Origin of the sequence: Streptomyces achromogenes (assembly GCF_030816715.1) — a bacterium.
GTDB classification, from domain to species: domain Bacteria; phylum Actinomycetota; class Actinomycetes; order Streptomycetales; family Streptomycetaceae; genus Streptomyces; species Streptomyces achromogenes_A.
This window is the reverse complement of the sequence record NZ_JAUSYH010000001.1, coordinates 4,100,016-4,118,325: the sequence shown is the minus strand read 5'-3', so window position 1 is coordinate 4,118,325 and position 18,310 is coordinate 4,100,016. Positions and strand designations below refer to the sequence as shown.

13 protein-coding genes are annotated in these 18,310 nt (G+C 72.3%); 9 read left to right on the top strand and 4 right to left on the bottom strand.

Annotated features, from left to right (window positions below; translation table 11 throughout):
• Positions 1-280: 280 nt before the first annotated feature.
• Positions 281-1,483: a helix-turn-helix domain-containing protein gene (locus tag QF032_RS18355; protein WP_307044048.1), complete on the bottom strand. Its 1,203-nt coding sequence runs from the start codon at positions 1,481-1,483 to the stop codon at positions 281-283.
• Positions 1,484-1,590: 107 nt separating this feature from the next.
• Positions 1,591-1,722, bottom strand: coding sequence for a hypothetical protein (locus QF032_RS18350; RefSeq protein WP_307056617.1), 132 nt, complete (start codon positions 1,720-1,722; stop codon positions 1,591-1,593).
• 249 nt (positions 1,723-1,971) lie between these two features.
• Here QF032_RS18350 and QF032_RS18345 point away from each other — a divergent pair, with 249 nt between their 5' ends.
• Genes QF032_RS18345 through QF032_RS18305 form a run of 9 tightly spaced genes read left to right on the top strand, consistent with a single transcriptional unit; the run spans position 1,972 to position 16,696 of the window.
• Complete coding sequence (locus QF032_RS18345; RefSeq protein ID WP_307056616.1) at positions 1,972-7,767, top strand: amino acid adenylation domain-containing protein; 5,796 nt, start codon at positions 1,972-1,974, stop codon at positions 7,765-7,767.
• Positions 7,764-7,973 carry an MbtH family protein gene (locus tag QF032_RS18340; protein WP_073898706.1) on the top strand — a complete coding sequence of 70 codons (210 nt, stop codon included), beginning with the start codon at positions 7,764-7,766 and terminating at the stop codon, positions 7,971-7,973. Before QF032_RS18345 ends, QF032_RS18340 begins: the two co-directional genes overlap by 4 nt.
• On the top strand, positions 7,970-9,238 hold the full coding sequence (locus QF032_RS18335; protein ID WP_307044042.1) for an MFS transporter: 1,269 nt from the start codon (positions 7,970-7,972) through the stop codon (positions 9,236-9,238). The genes QF032_RS18340 and QF032_RS18335 overlap by 4 nt, the downstream gene beginning before the upstream one ends.
• On the top strand, positions 9,235-10,047 hold the full coding sequence (locus QF032_RS18330; RefSeq protein WP_307044040.1) for a thioesterase II family protein: 813 nt from the start codon (positions 9,235-9,237) through the stop codon (positions 10,045-10,047). Before QF032_RS18335 ends, QF032_RS18330 begins: the two co-directional genes overlap by 4 nt.
• The gene (locus QF032_RS18325; RefSeq protein ID WP_307056614.1) at positions 10,047-11,816 is read left to right on the top strand and encodes a non-ribosomal peptide synthetase; all 1,770 of its coding nucleotides are present in this window, start codon (positions 10,047-10,049) and stop codon (positions 11,814-11,816) included. Before QF032_RS18330 ends, QF032_RS18325 begins: the two co-directional genes overlap by 1 nt.
• Positions 11,813-13,072 (top strand): cytochrome P450, encoded by a 1,260-nt coding sequence (locus QF032_RS18320; protein WP_307044034.1) that lies wholly within the window; start codon positions 11,813-11,815, stop codon positions 13,070-13,072. Before QF032_RS18325 ends, QF032_RS18320 begins: the two co-directional genes overlap by 4 nt.
• Positions 13,069-14,670, top strand: a complete 1,602-nt coding sequence (locus QF032_RS18315; protein ID WP_307056611.1) for a condensation domain-containing protein — start codon at positions 13,069-13,071, stop codon at positions 14,668-14,670. Before QF032_RS18320 ends, QF032_RS18315 begins: the two co-directional genes overlap by 4 nt.
• Positions 14,667-15,959 carry an ATP-grasp domain-containing protein gene (locus QF032_RS18310; protein ID WP_307056609.1) on the top strand — a complete coding sequence of 431 codons (1,293 nt, stop codon included), beginning with the start codon at positions 14,667-14,669 and terminating at the stop codon, positions 15,957-15,959. Before QF032_RS18315 ends, QF032_RS18310 begins: the two co-directional genes overlap by 4 nt.
• Positions 15,956-16,696: a thioesterase II family protein gene (locus QF032_RS18305; RefSeq protein ID WP_307056608.1), complete on the top strand. Its 741-nt coding sequence runs from the start codon at positions 15,956-15,958 to the stop codon at positions 16,694-16,696. Before QF032_RS18310 ends, QF032_RS18305 begins: the two co-directional genes overlap by 4 nt.
• A gap of 343 nt (positions 16,697-17,039) precedes the next feature.
• Here QF032_RS18305 and QF032_RS18300 read toward each other — a convergent pair whose 3' ends face one another.
• Together QF032_RS18300 and QF032_RS18295 are read right to left on the bottom strand one after the other, a co-directional pair.
• The gene (locus tag QF032_RS18300) at positions 17,040-17,645 is read right to left on the bottom strand and encodes a dihydrofolate reductase family protein (protein ID WP_307044026.1); all 606 of its coding nucleotides are present in this window, start codon (positions 17,643-17,645) and stop codon (positions 17,040-17,042) included.
• Positions 17,646-17,812: 167 nt separating this feature from the next.
• The gene (locus QF032_RS18295) at positions 17,813-18,283 is read right to left on the bottom strand and encodes a hypothetical protein (protein WP_306951059.1); all 471 of its coding nucleotides are present in this window, start codon (positions 18,281-18,283) and stop codon (positions 17,813-17,815) included.
• Positions 18,284-18,310: the final 27 nt, after the last annotated feature.

Genomic DNA, 18,310 nt, shown 5'->3' with positions numbered 1-18,310 from the left:
CGGCACCGCATCCTCCTCGGACAGCAGCACTCTCCGTCACCACCGAATGTGAGACAGGGCCAGTCGCTGGACCCACTCGCACTCGGCGTGCACAGCATCGACGAACCCTGGGCGGTTTGCCGAGCCTGCGTTGCCTGAAGTGCTGTGGCCGTGACGGCGTCTGCGCCGCGGACGCCTCGGTTGACCGGCCAGGCCGTGAGCCGGGCTCTGCCGCGGCGGCGGATCGACGTCAGCTGTAGGAGAGCGAGGCAAGATCAAGTGCTTGGCGTCACTGGCTGTTCTATTGGTCCCCAAGGCAGGCTGCGCGCCATATCTCGGCGGTGAGGTCGAGCATGCCGTGGGCCTGTGCCTCGGCTGCCAGGGCGTAGAGGCGCGCGCGGGCCGTCGGGTCGGACTGTTTGACGCGGATCTGCGCCTTGAGCATCTCCAAGCGGATCCGGTCCCGGAAGTTGAGCCGAACCTTCTCGGTGGCGGCCTGTTCGCAGTGGCGGTCGGCCTCCTCGTACTCACCTCGCACGTAGGCGAGTTGGGCGTGCAGGAAGGCGCACTCCTGCTGGTGCTGCGCCGTGCCGACGAGTTCCAGGGCGGGGTGTGCCTCGTCCAGGTAGCGCTGCGCCTTGTCGGGGGCGGGCGGCAGTGCCTGCAGGGCCAGCGCCGCGGCGGCGTGGCGCAGGCGCATCCACAGGAGCAGGTCATCGCGGCTGGACAGTGCGGTCATCGCCCGTTCCAGGAAGGAGGCAGACAGCTCGTAGTTGCCCTTGCGGGTCGAGACTGTCGCGGCGGTCCATAGGGCCTGGGCCGCCAGCGCGCCGGTCTGCCCGCCGACTCGGGCGCAGGCCTCCTCGCTGAGGCGGAAGGCCTCGGCGAGGTCCCCGAGTTCGGCTGTCACCGAGGCGAGCAACAGGCGACATCGGAGCATGTCGTGGTTGTCGAGGGAGTCCTCGCTGCCGATTCGAAGCGCTTCGAGCGCGGTGATCCGGGCCGAGTCGGCCTCGCCCAGGTCGCGCTGGACGCGGGCGAGGTGCAGGCGCGAGTAGACACGCAGCACGGCGTGGCCGAGCTCGTCCGAGAGCGCCGCCAACTTGGTCAGCGTGGTGCGCGCCTCGGACCGCTCGCCGTCGGCCGTGAGGAGTCTGGCCAGGTGGGCATGGGCCTGCCACTGCAAGCCCACGTCCACGTGCTCGGCGCCGGAGAGCGCCGACTCCAGCATCCGCCGGGCGTGGCCCGACTCGTCGCCCACCACGAGCACCGCGGCGAGGACGTCCACCAGGCCTGAGGGATCCGTCGTCTCGAAGGCGCCGGCCGGGACGCCGAGGCGTTCCGCGAGGATGGCGACGGCGCGCTCAGTGGGGGGGCGTGCGCCCGATTCGAGGCGCGACAGGTAGGCGGAGGACATGCCGGGGCCGGTGAGGTCCGACTGGGTCTTTCCGCGCTGCTGCCGGAGTTGCTTCAGTCGGCGGCCGAATGAGGGTTGCGTCAGCATGTTTCGTCCCCAGGCTCGTGTCCGTGTCCCCCTCCCTGACTGGCAATGTTGTCAATCAGGTACTTGGCAAGTCAAACAGTGAGTGAATTCGCGGTGGGCGAGTGTTATCACGGCCATTCGATGGACGCCTGCTGCGCCGTGTTCCGCATGGGTTGGCCGCCCTGAGCGACGACGGCCGCGGGGGCGCCCAGGGTGAGTACGGCGAGGGCGGCCAGAAGTATACGGCTGATGCGTTTCATGGGGTTCTCCTTCTCTTCGCCGCCTTGGACCAGGGTCGGGCCGGGCGGCGGCGACGATCGGTCCGGGCGGTGGCCCGAAGCGTCTGATCAGGGGTTACCTCCTGAAGGTAGCGAGCTGCCTCGGGTTAGGCAATGGATTGACAAGATCTGGCAAGTGATCTTATGTTCTCGCCATCAGTACGGTTCCGCCGATCACTCGGTCGAGTGCGGACGTACGTCGCACCCTTCTCGGAATCGGGGGATCTGAGCATGCCGAGCAGTGCTGCCAACCATTCGACCGAAGCGACTCTGGTGAGTGCCTTCCTGGCGACCGCCGAGCGCCATCCGGAACGCGTCGCAGTCAAGTGCGGTACGGACAGGCTGACTTACGAGGAACTCGAAGCCGCGTCGACGGACCTCGCGGCACGGATCCAGGCGCGGACCGACCAGCCCGCCCGGCCGCTCGCGATCCTCCTGGAGCGCTCCTGCGACATGGTGGTGGCCGCCCTCGCGGCCCTGAAGACCGGCTCGTCCTACGTGCCGCTCGACCCGGGAGCCCCGGCAGCCCGCCTGGCCACCATCCTGGAGGACGCGGCGCCCGCGCTCGTCCTCACCACCGCCCGGCTGGCATCCGCGCTCCCCGCCGGGCAGGACGTCCTCGTCCTCGACGGCCCCCCGCAGGAGACGCCGGCCGCGCCCCTGCGGCCCATGACGATCACCCCGGACACCCGGGCGTACATCATCTTCACCTCGGGAACCACCGGCCGCCCCAAGGGCGTCGAGGTCACCCACGGCAACGTCGTGCGGCTGTTCTCCGAGACCGAGTCGCTCTTCGGCTTCGGGCCCGACGACGTCTGGTCGATGTTCCACTCCTTCGCCTTCGACTTCTCCGTCTGGGAAATCTGGGGCGCCGTCCTGTACGGCGGCACCGTCGTGATCGTCCCCGGGGACATCGCCAAGGACCCCGCCCGCTTCCGCGCCCTGCTGCGCGACGAGCGGGTCACCATGCTCAGCCAGACCCCCACCGCCTTCGGCCAGCTGATCGCCGAGGAGCGCGGCCACGAGGACCGGCTGTCCGTACGCTCCGTGGTCTTCGGCGGCGAGGCCCTCAGGTTCTCCGACCTCGCGCCCTGGATCGACAAGTACGGCGACGCCACGCCCGAACTCGTCAACATGTACGGCATCACCGAGATCACCGTGCACGCTACCCACCGCCGTGTGAAGGCCACCGACCTGGAGCAGGACCGCAGCCTCATCGGCCGCCCGCTGCCGGACCTCGGCATCGAGCTCCTGAACGAGGACCTCACCCCCGTCGCCGACGGGGAGACCGGCGAGATCGTCGTCACCGGACCCGGCGTCGCCCTCGGCTACCTCGGCCGCCCCGACCTGACCGCCGAGCGGTTCGTCACCCTCACCGCAGCGGACGGCTCGCCGCTGCGCGGCTACCGCTCCGGCGACCTCGCTCGCCAGCTGCCCGACGGCGACCTCGAATACCGCGGCCGCCGCGACGCCCAGGTCAAGATCCGCGGCTTCCGCATCGAGCTCGGCGACATCGAGACCGCGCTGGCCGCCCACCCGGACGTGCGCCAGGCGGCCGTCGCCGTCAAGGAGTTCGACGGGGAGCGCGAGCTGGCCGGATATGTCGTGCTCGCCGACGGCGCCGCCCTGGACGTGGCGCGGCTGCGCGACCACCTGCTCGCGCTGCTGCCCTCGTACATGGTGCCCGTCGCCTTCCGGGCGATGAGCGAGTTCCCGATGACGGTCAACGGCAAGCTGGACCGCGACAAACTGCCCGCGCCGGCCGCCACCGCCGCCGGCGCCGGGGCGGCGTCCGCCCGCTCGCTGCGCGAGGAACTGCTGTGCGAGCTGTTCGCGCAGGTCCTCGGCCGCACCTCGGTCACCCCCGACTACGACTTCTTCGCCCTCGGCGGCCACTCCCTCATGGCGATCCGCCTCGTCAACCGCATCCGCGCCGTCCTGGGCCTGGAGGTCGCCGTCAAGGACCTCTTCGACGCCCGCACCCCGGGCGCGCTCGCGGCCCGGGCGCACGCAGGACGCACCCGCCCGGCCGTACGGGCCCGCACCCGCGAGGGCGACGCCCCGCTCTCGTACGCCCAGCAGCGGCTCTGGTTCCTGCAGCAGGTCCACGAAGGCACGGCCGCCTACCACATCCCGCACGCCCTGCACCTCACCGGCAGCATCGACGTCGCCGCGCTGGAGGCGGCCGTGCGCGACGTGGTGGCCCGTCACGAGGTGCTGCGCACCGTCTATCCGCAGCGCGACGGCGTCGCCCACCAGCGCGTCCTCGCCGCCGCCGACGCGCGGCCGGAACTGAAGGTCGTCGAGACCACGCCCGAGCTGGTCGACGAGCAGGTGACGGCCGCCGCCCGCGCCCCCTTCGACCTGACCCGCGACCTGCCGCTGCGCGCCCGGCTGCTGCGCACCGGCGAAGAACAGTGGGTCCTGCTCCTCGTCCTGCACCACATCGCGGGCGACGGCTGGTCGCTCGAACCCCTGATCCGCGACCTGGCCCAGGCCTACACGGCGCGTCTGGCCGGGGCGGCCCCCGACTGGGAGCCGCTGCCCGTCCAGTACGCCGACTACGCGGCCTGGCAGCACGAGCTGCTCGCGGGCGAGGACGACCCGGACAGCCTCGTCTCGCGCCAGCTGGACTTCTGGACGAAGACGCTCGCGGAGCTGCCCGACGAGCTAGACCTGCCCGCCGACCGGCCGCGGCCCGCCGGCGGCGACTTCGCCGGCGACATGGTCGTCGGCGACCTCGACCAGGAGCTGCACACCGCGGTGGCGGCCCTGGCCCGGACCACCGGCACCACCGTCAACATGGTGCTCCAGGCCGCCGTCGCCGCCCTGCTCACCCGGCTCGGCGCGGGCACCGACATCCCGCTCGGCAACGCCGTGGCCGGCCGCACCGACGATGCGCTGACCCCGCTCGTGGGCTTCTTCGTCAACAGCCTGGTCCTGCGCGCCGACACCTCCGGCGACCCCAGCTTCGTCGAGCTGCTCGGGCGCCTGCGCGCGGTGAACCTGTCCGCGTTCGACCACGAGGACCTGCCGTTCGAGCGGCTCGTGGAGGCGCTCAACCCGGTGCGCTCGGCCGCCCGCCACCCGCTGTTCCAGGTGATGGTGGTCGCCCAGAACAGCATGCCGGACGACTTCGGCCTGCCCGGCGTCACCGGCACCGCCTACCCCGTCCTCAGCGGCACCGCCAAGTTCGACCTGTCCTTCAAGTTCGAGGAGCGGCGCGGCGCCGACGGCGAGGCCCTCGGCATCCGGTCCGCCCTGGAGTACAGCACCGCGCTGTTCGACCGCGACACCGCCGAGTCGATCGCCGGCCGCCTCGCCCGGCTGCTGCGCGCCGTCGCCACCGCCCCCGCCACCCGGCTCAGCCAGGTCGAGCTGCTGACCGAGGCGGAGCGGGCGTCGCTGGTGCGCTGGAACGACACCTCGACGCGGCCCGCCACCACCGAGCTGACCGCCGAACTGGTCGAACGCCAGGCGGACGCGACGCCGGACGCCGTCGCCCTCACCCAGTCCGGCGCCACCTGGACCTACCGCGCACTCGACGAGCGCGCCAACCAGTACGCCCACCGGCTGCGCGCCCTCGGCGTCGGCCCGGACAGCCGTGTCGCGCTGTGCCTGCGGCGCGGCCCCGAAGCCGTCGCGGCGATCCTCGGCGTGTGGAAGGCCGGCGGCGCCTACGTCCCCCTGGACGCCGAACACCCAGCGGAGCGGCGTGAGTTCATGCTCGCCGACTGCGGCGCCACCGTCCTGCTCACCGAGGCCGACCTCGGCGACGACCTCAGCCTGCCCGAGCGGGTACGGCTGCTGCGGGCGGACCGCGACGAGGAGCTCGCCGCCGCCCCCGTGCACCGCCCCGCCCCCGTCGCGGGCGCCGGCGACCTGGCGTACATCATCTACACCTCGGGCTCCACCGGCCGGCCCAAGAGCGTCCTGATCGAGCACCACGGTGTCGCCACCCGCCTCACCGACGTGATCGAGCGCTTCCGGCTCACCCCCGCCGACACGAGCCTGCAGATCACCGCCCTGGGCTTCGACCCCTCCGTCCGTGAGCTGTTCGCGCCGCTCGCGGTCGGCGCCACGGTGGCGCTGCTGCCCGTCGACGGCGCCCGCGACCCGCGCGTCGTCGTCGACGAACTGCGCGCCGTCCGCCCCACGGTGATCCTGTTCATCGTCCCGTCCCTGCTGGAAGCCGTGCTCTCCTACGACCTCCGGCCCGCCGACGTCGCCGCGCTGCGCCTGGTCGGCACCGGCGGCGAGGCGCTGCGCGCCCCGGAGGCGGGCACGCTCCTGAACGAGTGGGGCTGCGAGGTCGTCAACCAGTACGGCCCCACCGAGAACACGATGATGTCGTGCGTCCACCCGGTCACCGCGGCGGACCTCGACGGGCGCATCCCGGTCGGCGGCCCCCTTTCCCACACCCGCGTCCACGTCCTCGACGCGCACCTGAACCCGGTGCCCGTCGGCGTCGTCGGCGAGGTGTACCTGGCCGGCATCGGGGTCGGCCGCGGCTATCTGGGCCGCGCGGGTCTCACCGCCACCCGCTTCGTCGCCGACCCCTTCGGCGGGCCCGGCGAGCGCATGTACCGCAGCGGCGACCTCGCCCGCCGGCGCAAGGACGGCACGCTGGACTTCGTCAGCCGCGTCGACGGCCAGGTCAAGCTGCGCGGCTTCCGCATCGAGCTCGGCGAGATCGACGAGGTGCTGGCCGAACACCCGGCCGTCGCCCGGGCCGCGGTCGTGGTGCGCGAGGACCAGCCGGGCGACCGGCGCCTGGCCGCCTACGTCGTGCCCGTCGAAGGCGCCGAGGCGCCGACCCCGGACGAGCTGCGCGGCCAGGTCGCCGCCCGGCTGCCCGACTACATGGTCCCGGCCGCCTACGTCCTGCTCGACGCGCTGCCGCTGCGCGGCAACGGCAAGCTCAACCGCGACCTGCTGCCGCGCCCCGAGATCGGCGCCACCACCTCCGGCCGGGCCCCGCGCAGCCCGCGCGAAGAGGTCATGTGCCAGCTGTTCGCCGAGGTCCTCGGCCTGCCGCACGTCAGCATCGACGACGACTTCTTCCAGCTCGGCGGGCACTCGCTGCTGGCCGCTCGGCTCATCGCCCGGGTCCGCACCGCCCTCGGGCTCGAACTGTCGATGGTCTCCTTCTTCGAGGCGCCCACCGTCGCCGGCCTCGCCGAGCGGGCCGGCGTCGACAACGGCGCCGCCGCCCTGGAGACGGTCCTGCCGCTGCGCACCGGCGGCGACCTGGAGCCGCTGTTCTGCATCCACCCCGGCGGCGGCCTCGCCTGGAGCTACTCCAGCTTCCTCAAGTACGTACCGGAGAACATGCCCGTCTACGGCATCCAGGCCCGAGGCCTGCTGCACCCCGGCGACATGCCCGCGACCGTACGGGAGATGGCGGCCACGTACGTCCAGGAGGTCCGGCGCATCCAGCCCCAGGGGCCCTACCACTTCCTGGGCTGGTCCTTCGGCGGCGTCGTCGCCTTCGAGATGGCCACCCAGCTGCAGGCCGAGGGCGACGAGACGGCGCTGCTCACGATGCTCGACTGCTACCCGGGCGTGCCCGACCACTACCGCGTCAACGAGCAGAACATGGTCGCCGCCCTCCTCGACCCCGAGCGGCCCGGCGTGGTGCCGCAGGCCGGTTCCAAGGAGATCACCGACGTCCTGGAGGTGCTCAAGCAGGACACCGGTGCGCTGGCGAGCCTCACCGAGGACCAGCTCGTCGCGCTGCTGACGGCGATGTCCCACAACCGCCACATCGTCAAGGACCACGAGCCGGAGAAGTTCCTCGGGGACGTGCTCTTCTTCCTGGCCACCGAGGGCCGTAACGACGGCGCGCCCATGCCCGACGTCTGGGAGCAGTACGTCGCCGGCCGGGTCACCTGGCACTCCGTCAAGACCACCCACACCGCCATGAACCAGCCGGAGTCGCTGGCCCAGATGGGGCCGGTTCTCGCAGAGGCGCTGGCCGAGATCACCGCTGCCCGGCGCAGCGAGAAGCAGGGGAATGACCGATGACCAATCCGTTCGACGACGAGACCGGTCGCTTCCAGGTGATCGTCAACGCCCGGGGACAGCACTCGCTGTGGCCCGAGTTCGCCGAGGTGCCGGCCGGCTGGTCGGTGGTCCTGCCGACCGACAGCCGTGAGGCGTGCCTCGCCTACGTGGAGGCGAACTGGACCGACCTGCGTCCCGCCCCCGTCGAGGAGGGCGCACCGGTATGACCAGCGACTTCGCGGTCCTGAAGGACCGCTCCGTGCTCGCGCTGTTCGCCGCCAGGTCCACCTCCCTGCTCGGCAACGCGATCGCCCCGATCGCGCTCGCGTTCACCGTGCTGCACCTGCCCGGCGGTTCCCCGACGATGCTCGGCGTCGTCCTGGCCGCGCGGCTGCTCAGCCAGGTCACGTTCGTCCTGCTCGGCGGGGCGATCGCCGACCGGCTGCCGAAACTGCGCGTCATGGTCGGCGCCGACCTGGCCGCCGGCCTCACCCAGGGGCTCGCCGCCGTCCTGGTCATCACCGGACACGCCACCCCGTGGATGCTGGCCGGCTTCGCGGCCCTCGCCGGAGCGGCGACCGCGCTCTTCGAGCCCGCCTCGCGCTCCGCGATGCCGCTGCTCGTCTCGGGCGGCGACCTGCAGTCCGCCAACTCCCTGCTCAAGCTCTCGATGCGGGGCGGCGGCATCCTCGGCGCCGCCCTGGGCGGTGTGCTGGTCTCCACCATCGGGGCCGGGAACACCATGGTCGTGCCCGCCGCGACCTTCACGCTCTCCGCGCTGCTGCTGCTCGGCGTCAAGGTCGCCCACCAGCCGCCGCCGTCCGACGCGCCCACGCTGATCCGGCAGATCCGCGAGGGCTGGCAGGAGTTCACGGCCAAGCAGTGGGTCTGGGTGATGGTCTCCCAACTCGCCTACGTCAACGTCCTGCTCGCCGGCAGCTTCTACGTCCTCGGGCCGGTCATGGCCGACCGGTCGCTGGGCGGGGCCGGCGCCTGGAGCGTGGTGCTCATCGCGCAGGCCCTCGGCTTCATCGTGGGCAGCGTGGTGGCCATCAAGATCCGGCCGCGCCGCCCGGTGCGCGCGGCCGCCCTCCTCACCATGGGCTTCCCGCTGTCGGTGCTGCTCATGGCCGCCGAGGCACCGCTCGCCGCGATCGCCGTCGCCACCTTCCTGGCCGGCATCGTCATCGACGTCTACGAGGTCCTGCTCGACACGGCGCTGCAGAAGAACGTGCCGCCGCACGCCCTGTCGCGCGTCATGTCCTACGAGTCCCTGGGCTCCTTCGCCCTGGTGCCGCTGGGCATGGCGGGCGCCGGTCCGGTGGCAGACGCCGTGGGCGTGCAGACCGCGCTGTACGGAGCCGCCGCGCTGATCACGCTCGCGGGACCGGCCGTCCTGCTGCTGCGCTCGGTGCGCACCGTGACCGACGTACCCGAATCGGAGGCCGGGCACGAGGCCGGGGCCGAGGCCGCAGAGAAGAGCAAGGCATGACCGCATCCGCCCACGCCGCCCCGACCGCCCCCGCGAAGTTCCCGCGCTCCCTGCTGCGCAAGCCGTCGGACGACGCGGCCGCCCGCGTCTTCTGCTTCCCGTACTCGGGCGTCGGCGCCTCGATGTTCAACCGGTGGCCGCGGATGATCGGGGACGTCGAGATCTGCCCCGTGCAGCTGCCGGCACGCGAGAACCGCTTCCGCGAGGCCCACTACGGCACCTACCAGGACCTCGCGAAGAACCTCGCCGACGAGCTGCTGCCCTACCTCGACCGGCCGGCCGTGTTCTTCGGGCACTGCGCGGGCTCCCTGCCCGCCTTCGAGACCGCGCTGCGCCTCGCGGAGCTGGGCGGACCGGTGCCGCGCGAGGTCGTCGTCTCCGCGCAAGTGGCCCCGCAGGACTGCCCCAAGGACCGGTTCCTGGACATGACCGACGAGGCACTCGGCGCCGAGCTGTCGGAACTCGTCGTCGCCCGCGGCGGCGAGGCGCACCCCATGCTGATCGAACTGACCCTGCACGTGCTGCACCAGGACCTCGACGCCAACCGCGTCTACCACCGGCCGGAGCCGGTCCGGCTGCCCTTCGCCGTCACCGCCCTCACCTGGAGCGAGGACCCGGAGATCGAGCCCGCCGAGCTGACCGGCTGGCAGGAGTGGTCCGAGCAGGTCACCTTCACCGAACTGCCCGGCGCGCACTACGCGTTCCTGAACGCCCCGGCCGAACTGACCCGGCTGCTGCACTCGCTGGCCCTGCCCGGCGCCCCGCTGCCCGCCGTGGCCGTCTCCTCGCCCGCCGAAGGACACCACTGATGACCGACACCATCGACTCCCTGTTCGCCCGCCTCGCGGCCGAACACCCGCACCGCACCGCGGTCACCGGCGACGACGCCACGCTGACGTACGCCGAACTCGACGCCCGCGCGAACCGGCTGGCCCACCGTCTGCGCGCCGAGGGCGTACGCCCCGGCGAGGTCGTCGCCCTCGCCGCCGGCCGCGGCGCCGCGACCGCCGTCCACCTGCTCGCCGTCCTCAAGGCGGGCGCGGCCTACCTCGGCCTCGACCGCCGCCAGCCGGCCGCACGCCGCGACCTGATCCTGCGCGACGCCGCGGTCCGCGTGGTGCTCGCCGACAAGGGCGCCGCCGACGACCTCGGGGACGCGTACACCGTGCTCGTCCCCCTGGACGAGCCGTCGGAGGAGACGGAGCCCGGGACGGCCCCGCCGGCGCCCGTCGCCGGCGGTGACCGCGTCGCCTACGTCGCCTACACCTCCGGCTCCACCGGCACTCCGAAGGGCGTGTGCGTCCCGCACCGCGCGGTGCTGCGCCTGGTGCGCGGCGCGGACTTCCTGACCGCCACGCCCGACGACGTGTTCCTGCACTTCGCGCCGCTCGCCTTCGACGCCTCCACGCTGGAGATCTGGGGCGCCCTGCTGAACGGCGCCCGCCTCGCCGTCGCGCCCGACGGCGACCTCTCCCTGGAAGGACTGCTCTCCTTCGTACGGGAGGAGCGGGTCAGCGTCATGTGGCTGACCGCGGGCCTCTTCCACCAGGCCGTGGACCTCGGGCTGCGCGACCTGCCCGCGCTGCGCCATCTGCTGGCCGGCGGCGACACCCTCTCGGCCGCACACGTCGACCGGGCGCTCGCCGCGCTCCCGCACACGGTCGTCGCCAACGGCTACGGGCCCACCGAGAACACCACGTTCACCACCGTGCACGCCATGACCGAGCCGACCGGGGCGACGGCCGTCCCCGTCGGCCGGCCCGTCTCCGGCACCGGCGTCCTGCTCCTCGACGAGCGGCTGCGCCCCGTCGCCGACGGCGAGACCGGCGAGATCTACGCGACCGGCACCGGCCTCGCCCACGGCTACCTCGGCAACCCGGGCCTGACCGCCGCCCGCTTCGTCGCCGCCCCCACCGGCGCCCCCGGCGAGCGCATGTACCGCACCGGCGACCTGGCACGCCGCACCGCCGACGGCACCCTGGAGTTCCTCGGCCGCGCCGACGGCCAGGTCAAGGTACGCGGCTTCCGCATCGAGACCGGCGAGGTCGGGGCCGCGCTGACCGCCCTGCCTGCGGTCGCCCGCGCCGAGGTCGTCGCCCCGCGCGACGGCTCCGGCACCCGCCGGCTGATCGCCTACGTCGTCCCCGCCGACACCGCGGCCCGGCCCTCCGCGCTCGAGATGCGCACCCGGCTCGCCGAGACCCTGCCCGCCTACGCCGTCCCCTCCCTGGTGCGCGTGGTCGACGAGCTCCCGCTCACCCCGAACGGCAAGGTCGACCGCACCGCGCTGGAACAGCGCTCCGTCCAGGAGCGCCCCGAGGTCAACGCCTCCCACCGCGCGCCCGAAGGCGTCCTGGAGCAGGCCGTCACCGGCATGTGGTGCGACCACCTGGGACTGGAGGGCATCGGCGCCGACGACGACTTCTTCGAGCTCGGCGGGCACTCGCTGCTCGCGGTGGCGCTCATCGCCGAACTGCACCGCGAGTTCGGCGTGGAGATCTCCCCGATCTCCTTCTACCTCGACCCGACCCCGGCCGGACTGGCCCGGTCCCTGACGCAGGCGGGAGTGACCAGGTGAAGCTGACCGACGTCACGGCCGCCGACCGGGCCGCGGTCGACCTGTCCCGCGTCGACCTGTTCGACGCGGCCTACCACGCCGAGGGGGACCCCCACGCCGCCTGGGCCGTGATGCGCGAGCAGGCCCCGCTGCACCGCAGCGAACTGCCCGACACACGCGCCTTCTTCAACGTCACCCGCTACCACGACGCCTGCCGGGTCCTGGGCAGCCACCGCGAGTTCACCTCCGAGCGCGGCAGCCTGCTCAGCCAGCTCGGACACGACGACGCCGCCTCCGGCCGGATGCTCGTCGCCACCGACCCGCCCCGCCACAGCGAACTGCGCCGCCCCCTGAACAAGATGTTCACCGGCCGCGGCCTGGCCCGCAGCGAGGACCGCATCCGCGACGCCGTGCGCTCCCTGGTCGCCGGCGCCCTCGACGGGCCGGTCTGGGACCTGGCCCAGCAGGCCACCATGCTGCCGATGGCGATCGCCGGCGCCTTGATGGACCTGCCCGAGCCGGACTGGAAGGACCTGGTCCAGTGGACGGGCATGGCCGCCGCCCCGCAGGACCCGGTGTTCACCATCCGCAACCCGCACGCCACCCTCGCCATCGCGCACCACCAGCTCTTCGAGTACTTCGCCACGCAGTACGAGGCCCGCAAGGGCACCGACGGCGACGATGCCTTCCGGCTGCTGATGACCATGCGGGACGGCGAACTGACCCGCGAGGAGGTGGTCGTCAACTGCTACAGCCTGCTCCTGGGCGCCAACGCGACCACCCCGCACACCGTGGCCGGCACCGTCCTCGCCCTGATGGAGCGCCCCGACCAGCTCCGCGCCGTGCGCGAGAACCCCGGGCTGATCCCCTCGCTCGTCGAGGAGGGGCTGCGCTGGACCTCCCCGGCCAGCAGCTTCCTGCGCTATGCCGTGGACGATGTGGAGATCGCCGGGGGAGTGGTGCCCCGGGGCGAGGCCGTCGCCGTGTGGGTCGGCTCCGCCAACCGTGACGCCGACGTCTTCCCGGAGCCGTACCGCTTCGACGTCCGCCGCTCCGACAACCGTCACATCGCCTTCGGCTACGGCACCCACTACTGCCTGGGGGCGACCGTGGCACGCCTCACCCTGCGCCTGTTCTTCGAGGAAGTCCTCGACCGGTTCGAGGAGTTCGTGCCGGCCGGCGAACCGCAGCACCTTGTGTCCAACTTCGTCGCGGGCTTCACCAGCCTTCCGGTCCGCGCCGTACCGCGCCGCGTCGAAGCGGTGGCGGGCCGATGAACGAGAGGAACCCCCACACCATGGAGCAGTCCGCGACGGACCTGACCGCCGTACTGACCGGCATCGTCGGCGGGCAGCTCGGGGGCCAGGAGGTCGACCCCGACGACGACTTCTACGCCCTGGGCGGCGACTCGCTCATCGCCCTGCGCGTCGTCTCGGCCGTGCAGGAGCGGGGCATCGCGATGACCCTCAAGGACCTTCTCTTCCACCCGACCGTCCGCGAGCTGGCCGCCCACCTCGCGACACAGGCCCCCGCGCCCGCCGCCGCCCCGGCGCCAGCCGCGGAGCGGGAAGCGCTCCTCGACCCCAGCGACCGCATCCTCGTGCCGGTCGGCGTCGCGGCGGCTCTGCCCGCCTCCGCCCTCCAGGTCGGCATCATCTACCTGTGCGAGACCAGCGGTGACCCGGAGCTCTACCACTCCATCATCGGCTGGGAGACCGTCGCCGCCTTCGACGAGCGGCTGTTCCGCGAGGCCCTGGCCGAACTGTGCGACCGCCACGCCGCGCTGCGCACCTCCTTCGATCTCGGCACGTACTCCGAGTCGGTGCAGCTGCAGTGGGAGAAGGTCGAACCCCCGCTGACCGTCGAGCGGATCGGCGACGAAAACCCGGCCAAGGGCCACGACAGCATCCGCGACTGGAGCCGCGAGGGCCTGGCCCTGCCCATCGACTGGAGCCGGGCGCCCCTGTTCCGCTGCCACGTCGTGGCCCAGCCCGACTCCTTCCACGTCGCGATCGCCAGCCACCACGCGATCGTCGACGGCTGGAGCTACGGCCGGCTCATCGTCGACCTGCTGGAGCTGTACGCCGCCAAGCTGCGCGGCGAGAACGCCGAACTGCCGCGGCCGCCCGCCACCGGCGAGCACGACTTCATCGTCGCCGAGCGCGAGCTGCTCGCCTCCGGCGAGGCCGCCGACTTCTGGCACGGGCAGGCCGACAGCGAGCCGCTGCTGTTCTCCCACGGGCAGTTCCACGGCGCGGCCAACGCGGTCGCCGGCGTCGAGTTCACCGTGCCCGGTGTGGTGCTCGACGGCATGCGCGCCACCGCCCGCGACGCCGGCGTCTCGCTGAAGTCGCTGGCGCTCGCCGCCCACGCGCGTGCCCTGTCCGCCTGGACCGGCCGCGACGAGGTGGTCAGCGGTGTCGTCGTCAACACCCGCCCGGAGCGGCCGGGCGCCGACCTGATGGTCGGCCTCTACCTCAACACGGTGCCGCTGCGACTGACGGACCTCGGCGCGCCCCTGCCCGAGCTGGCCCGCAGGGCCCACGCGTCGGAGCGCGACGGAGCGCCCTACCGTGCCTTCCCGCTCGCGCAGATCGAGAGCCGCCTGGGCCGGCCGCCCTTCGACGTGACCTTCAACTTCATGAACTTCCACGTCTACGAGGACCTGGACGGCACCCAGGGCCTGCGGACCCGCGACTGGTGGGTGAAGGGCAAGCCGAGCTTCCCCTTCCGCGTCGACTTCGAGGTCGACGGCGCCGAGGTCGGCAGCCGCGTCTCGGTCGCCTACGACCCCGCGCTGCTCGACGAGGCCCGCGTGCGCGAGTACGCCCGCCACTTCGAGGCCGCCCTCACGGCCGCCGGAGGCACCGCATGAGCGAGCGGCGCCGCACCCTTGCGGTGCTCTACGACGACGGCGCGGCCTCCGCGGGCGAGATCGGGGTCGGCCTGGCCGACCTCGGGGACATCGTGTTCCTGCTCCCGCCCACCGGCCACGCCGAACGGCTGCGGCCCGTCCTGGAGAACTTCGGCACCGTCGTGCCGCTCACGGGCACCACGAAGGGCGACATCGCCCTGGCGCGGGACCTGGCGCCGGACGCGGTGGTGACCTACAGCGAGCGCATGGTCGGCAGGACGGCGGAGATCGCCGAGGCGCTGGGCCTGCCGTCCCACACCCCGGAGGTGGCCGCGACGGTCACCGACAAGATCCGCCAGCGCCAGGTGATGCGCGACGCCGGCGTCGACAAGGTCCGCTCCCACCCGCTGAGCTCACCCGACGAGTGGCCGCGGGTGTACGACGCCGTGGGCCTGCCCGCCATCGTCAAGCCGGTGCGCGGCGGCGGCAGTCGCGACACCTACGCCGTCACGACCACCGCCGAGATGGAAGAGCTGCTGCCGCGGCTGTTCCCCGAGGGCACGGAGGCCGCGTACACGGTCGAGGAGCTCCTACAGGGCGTGCCGAGCGCGCCGTACGGGGACTACGTGTCCGTGGAGAGCGTCTGCACGCCGCAGGGCGTGCGGCACCTGGCGGTGACCGGCAAGTTCCCGCTGCTCAAGCCGTTCCGCGAGCTGGGCAGCTACTGGCCCTCGCACCTGCCGGCCGACGTCCTGGCGGAGGTCACCGACCTCACCACCCGCGCCCTGGACGCCCTCGGAGTGCGCTACGGCATCACCCACACCGAGCTGAAGCTTACGGCCGACGGCCCGCGCGTCATCGAGGTCAACGGCCGGCTCTCGGGCCATCTCAACCTGATGAGCCGCCGGGTCTGCGGCGTCGACATGGTGCGCCTCGGCGGCCTCCTCGCCCTCGGGGACACCTCGCAGATCCCGGAGTTCGACTACGGCGGCCGCGTCCACTTCCTGTTCAACACCATGGCCCCGGTTGAGCCGTGCCGGCTGGAGGCGATCCACGGGGCCACGGACGTGCGCAAGGTCGAGGGCATCGACGGCATCCGCCCCTACGTCCGCCCGGGCACCGACCTGGCCGGCGGGGTGATGACCACGCCGCTGGACGTCATCTGGGGCTCCTGCGCCGACCACACGGCGATGCTCGACGCCCTGGAGGAGGCGCTGCCGAAGCTGACGTACGTCTTCACCCGACCTGACGGCACCGTGCGCGAGGCGACCGCCGCGGCGCTCACCGACGTGAGCGAGGCCGGCGCATGACGGCCGCGGTGGGCCCCAGGACCTGGCTGCGCAGGTTCCACACCACGCCCGACCCGGCGACCCGCCCGGTCCAGCTGGTGTGCCTGCCGCACGCGGGCGGCGCGGCGGGCTACTTCGTCCCCCTCTCCGCGGAACTGTGCGAGGTGGCCGACGTGCTGGCCGTCCAGTACCCCGGCCGCCAGGACCGCTGGCACGAACCCGCCGTCGACGACCTCCACGAGCTGGCCCGGCAGGTCGTCGCCGCGCTCGAACCGGCCCTGGACGACCGCCCGGTGGTGCTGTTCGGACACAGCATGGGTGCCCTGGTGGCGTACGAGGCGGCCCGCCTCCTGAACCCCGCGCGGCTGTACGTCTCCGGATGCCCCGCCCCCTCGCGTGGCGTCGAGAGCGAGCAGGAGATCACCGACGACCAGGGCATCCTCGACGACCTGCGGGCGCTCGACGGCACGGACGCCGAGCTGCTCTCCGACCCGGCGCTCCTGGAGCTGATCCTGCCCGCGCTGCGGGCGGACTACCGGGCCGTACGCACCTACAGTTGGCGGACGGGCCCCGAACCGTCCTGTCCGCTGACGGTGCTCACAGGCGACCGTGACCCCCGCACCCCGGCGGACGCGGTCATGGAATGGAAGCGGCACGGCACGAAGGACATCCGCTTCCACGCCTATGAGGGCGGCCACTTCTACCTCACCGAGCACACCCGACAGGTGGCGGAACTGATTGCCGCCGACCTCGCCTGAATCCCGAGATGTGATCGGCGAGGCACCCCCAGCTGGAATCTGTCGGGGGAGTGTCTGGCTGTCAACGGTGCGGGAAACGATCTTTGCCGGCTTGGGGAGCGATCTTCAACCGCCTCCGTACCACCTGGTCAGCGCTACTCGTGAACACCCGCGCGACACGAGGTCGCACTGAGCAAGCAGGGAGAGCAGATGAAGGAGAGATAGAACAATCTAGCGGTCCCAACGGCGTGGGCGGGGATCTGGACAACGGGCGTGGCGCGGATCTGCCCACGACGACTCCACCGGACTGCTCCTCACGCTCAAGAGGGAACTGACCAGCCATGGCCAAGGACGCCGCCGCATCTCAGGCGATGATCTCTAGGGGCGGGTGCTCGAGCACGCGGGGCTTGTACTCGACCAGCTGGATGCGGCCGTCGAAGGTGCGGTGCTCGATCATCTCGAGGGCGACGTCCGGATAGCCGTCGTAGATGCGTTCCTCGCCCGTGGCCCCGGTGATCACCGGGAACATCACGACCCGGAAGCGGTCGACGAGTCCGGCTCGTAGCAGGGACCGGCACAGGCTGAGGCTGCCGATCGTGCTGAGGAGTCCCGCGCCACTCGACTTCATGGCGCGGACCGCCTCGACGGCGTCGTCGCGGACGAGCGTGGAGTTGGCCCACCTCAGTGGCTCCTCGAGTGAGGAGGAGAACACCACTTTGGACGCTTGCGTGAGCTCGTCGACGGACGCCTCTTCTTCGGGCCTGAACTCGTCTTGGCCATCGGGGACCTTGCCTGCGGCGAAGCCCGACATCAGGCGGTAGGTGTTCGCTCCCATCAGGTAGGTGGCCTTGGGCTGCTCGCCGAGCCACGCGAGGTACTCCGGGCCCTCGAGGCCCCAGAACCCGGGCCAGCCCTCTCCCGACGCGTGGCCGTCGAGTGAGGTGATGAAGTCGACGAGAAGCTCCGACATGGCGGTGTCCTTTCCTGGGGTGTCATGAGCTTGGACCGGCCGGGAGCCACAAACTCACCGGCCACGCTGTGAAGTAGCGAGAAGACGTACGCAGCCATGGCCAACGAGCCGCGCGCCATGTCAGGCAAGACCCGCAGCCACGTCCGCGAGGGGGGTTCAGGGTTCAGTCAGTTGTCGGCTCGCTGGGACGCCTCCCAGGCCTGTCGTTGCCAGAACAGTACGAGGAAGAGGGCCAGAACGAGGTCGTCGGACAGCGTGCGGCTCCCGTCGTGCAGCCGCACGCGGATGGGACGACTGCCGAGCCGGTCGTAGAAGACCTCGAGCGGTCCGATGCCACGGACACGGCTCCCGCCTCGGTCGTGCCTCAGCTCATAAGGTCCGATGCTGAGCAGACGGGCACCGAACCTGCTGCATTCACAGCTCCATTGCCCGACGGTGCGTGGCAGGGCGGACCACCTGCGGTAGGTGATGTCGACGTCGCCCACGGCGCGCAGCGTCGCACCGAACCGCTGGTACTCGAGCGGCCATGGCCCCAAGGCGCGCGGGGTGCTGTCCAGCCACTCCCTCCGGCCGTAGGAGACCTCCACGTCGCCGATGGCGCGCAGCAGCCCTCTCCGGTACGTCAGCTCGATGTCCATGCTGTGCCTCGCCTGCTCGAGGCCGGC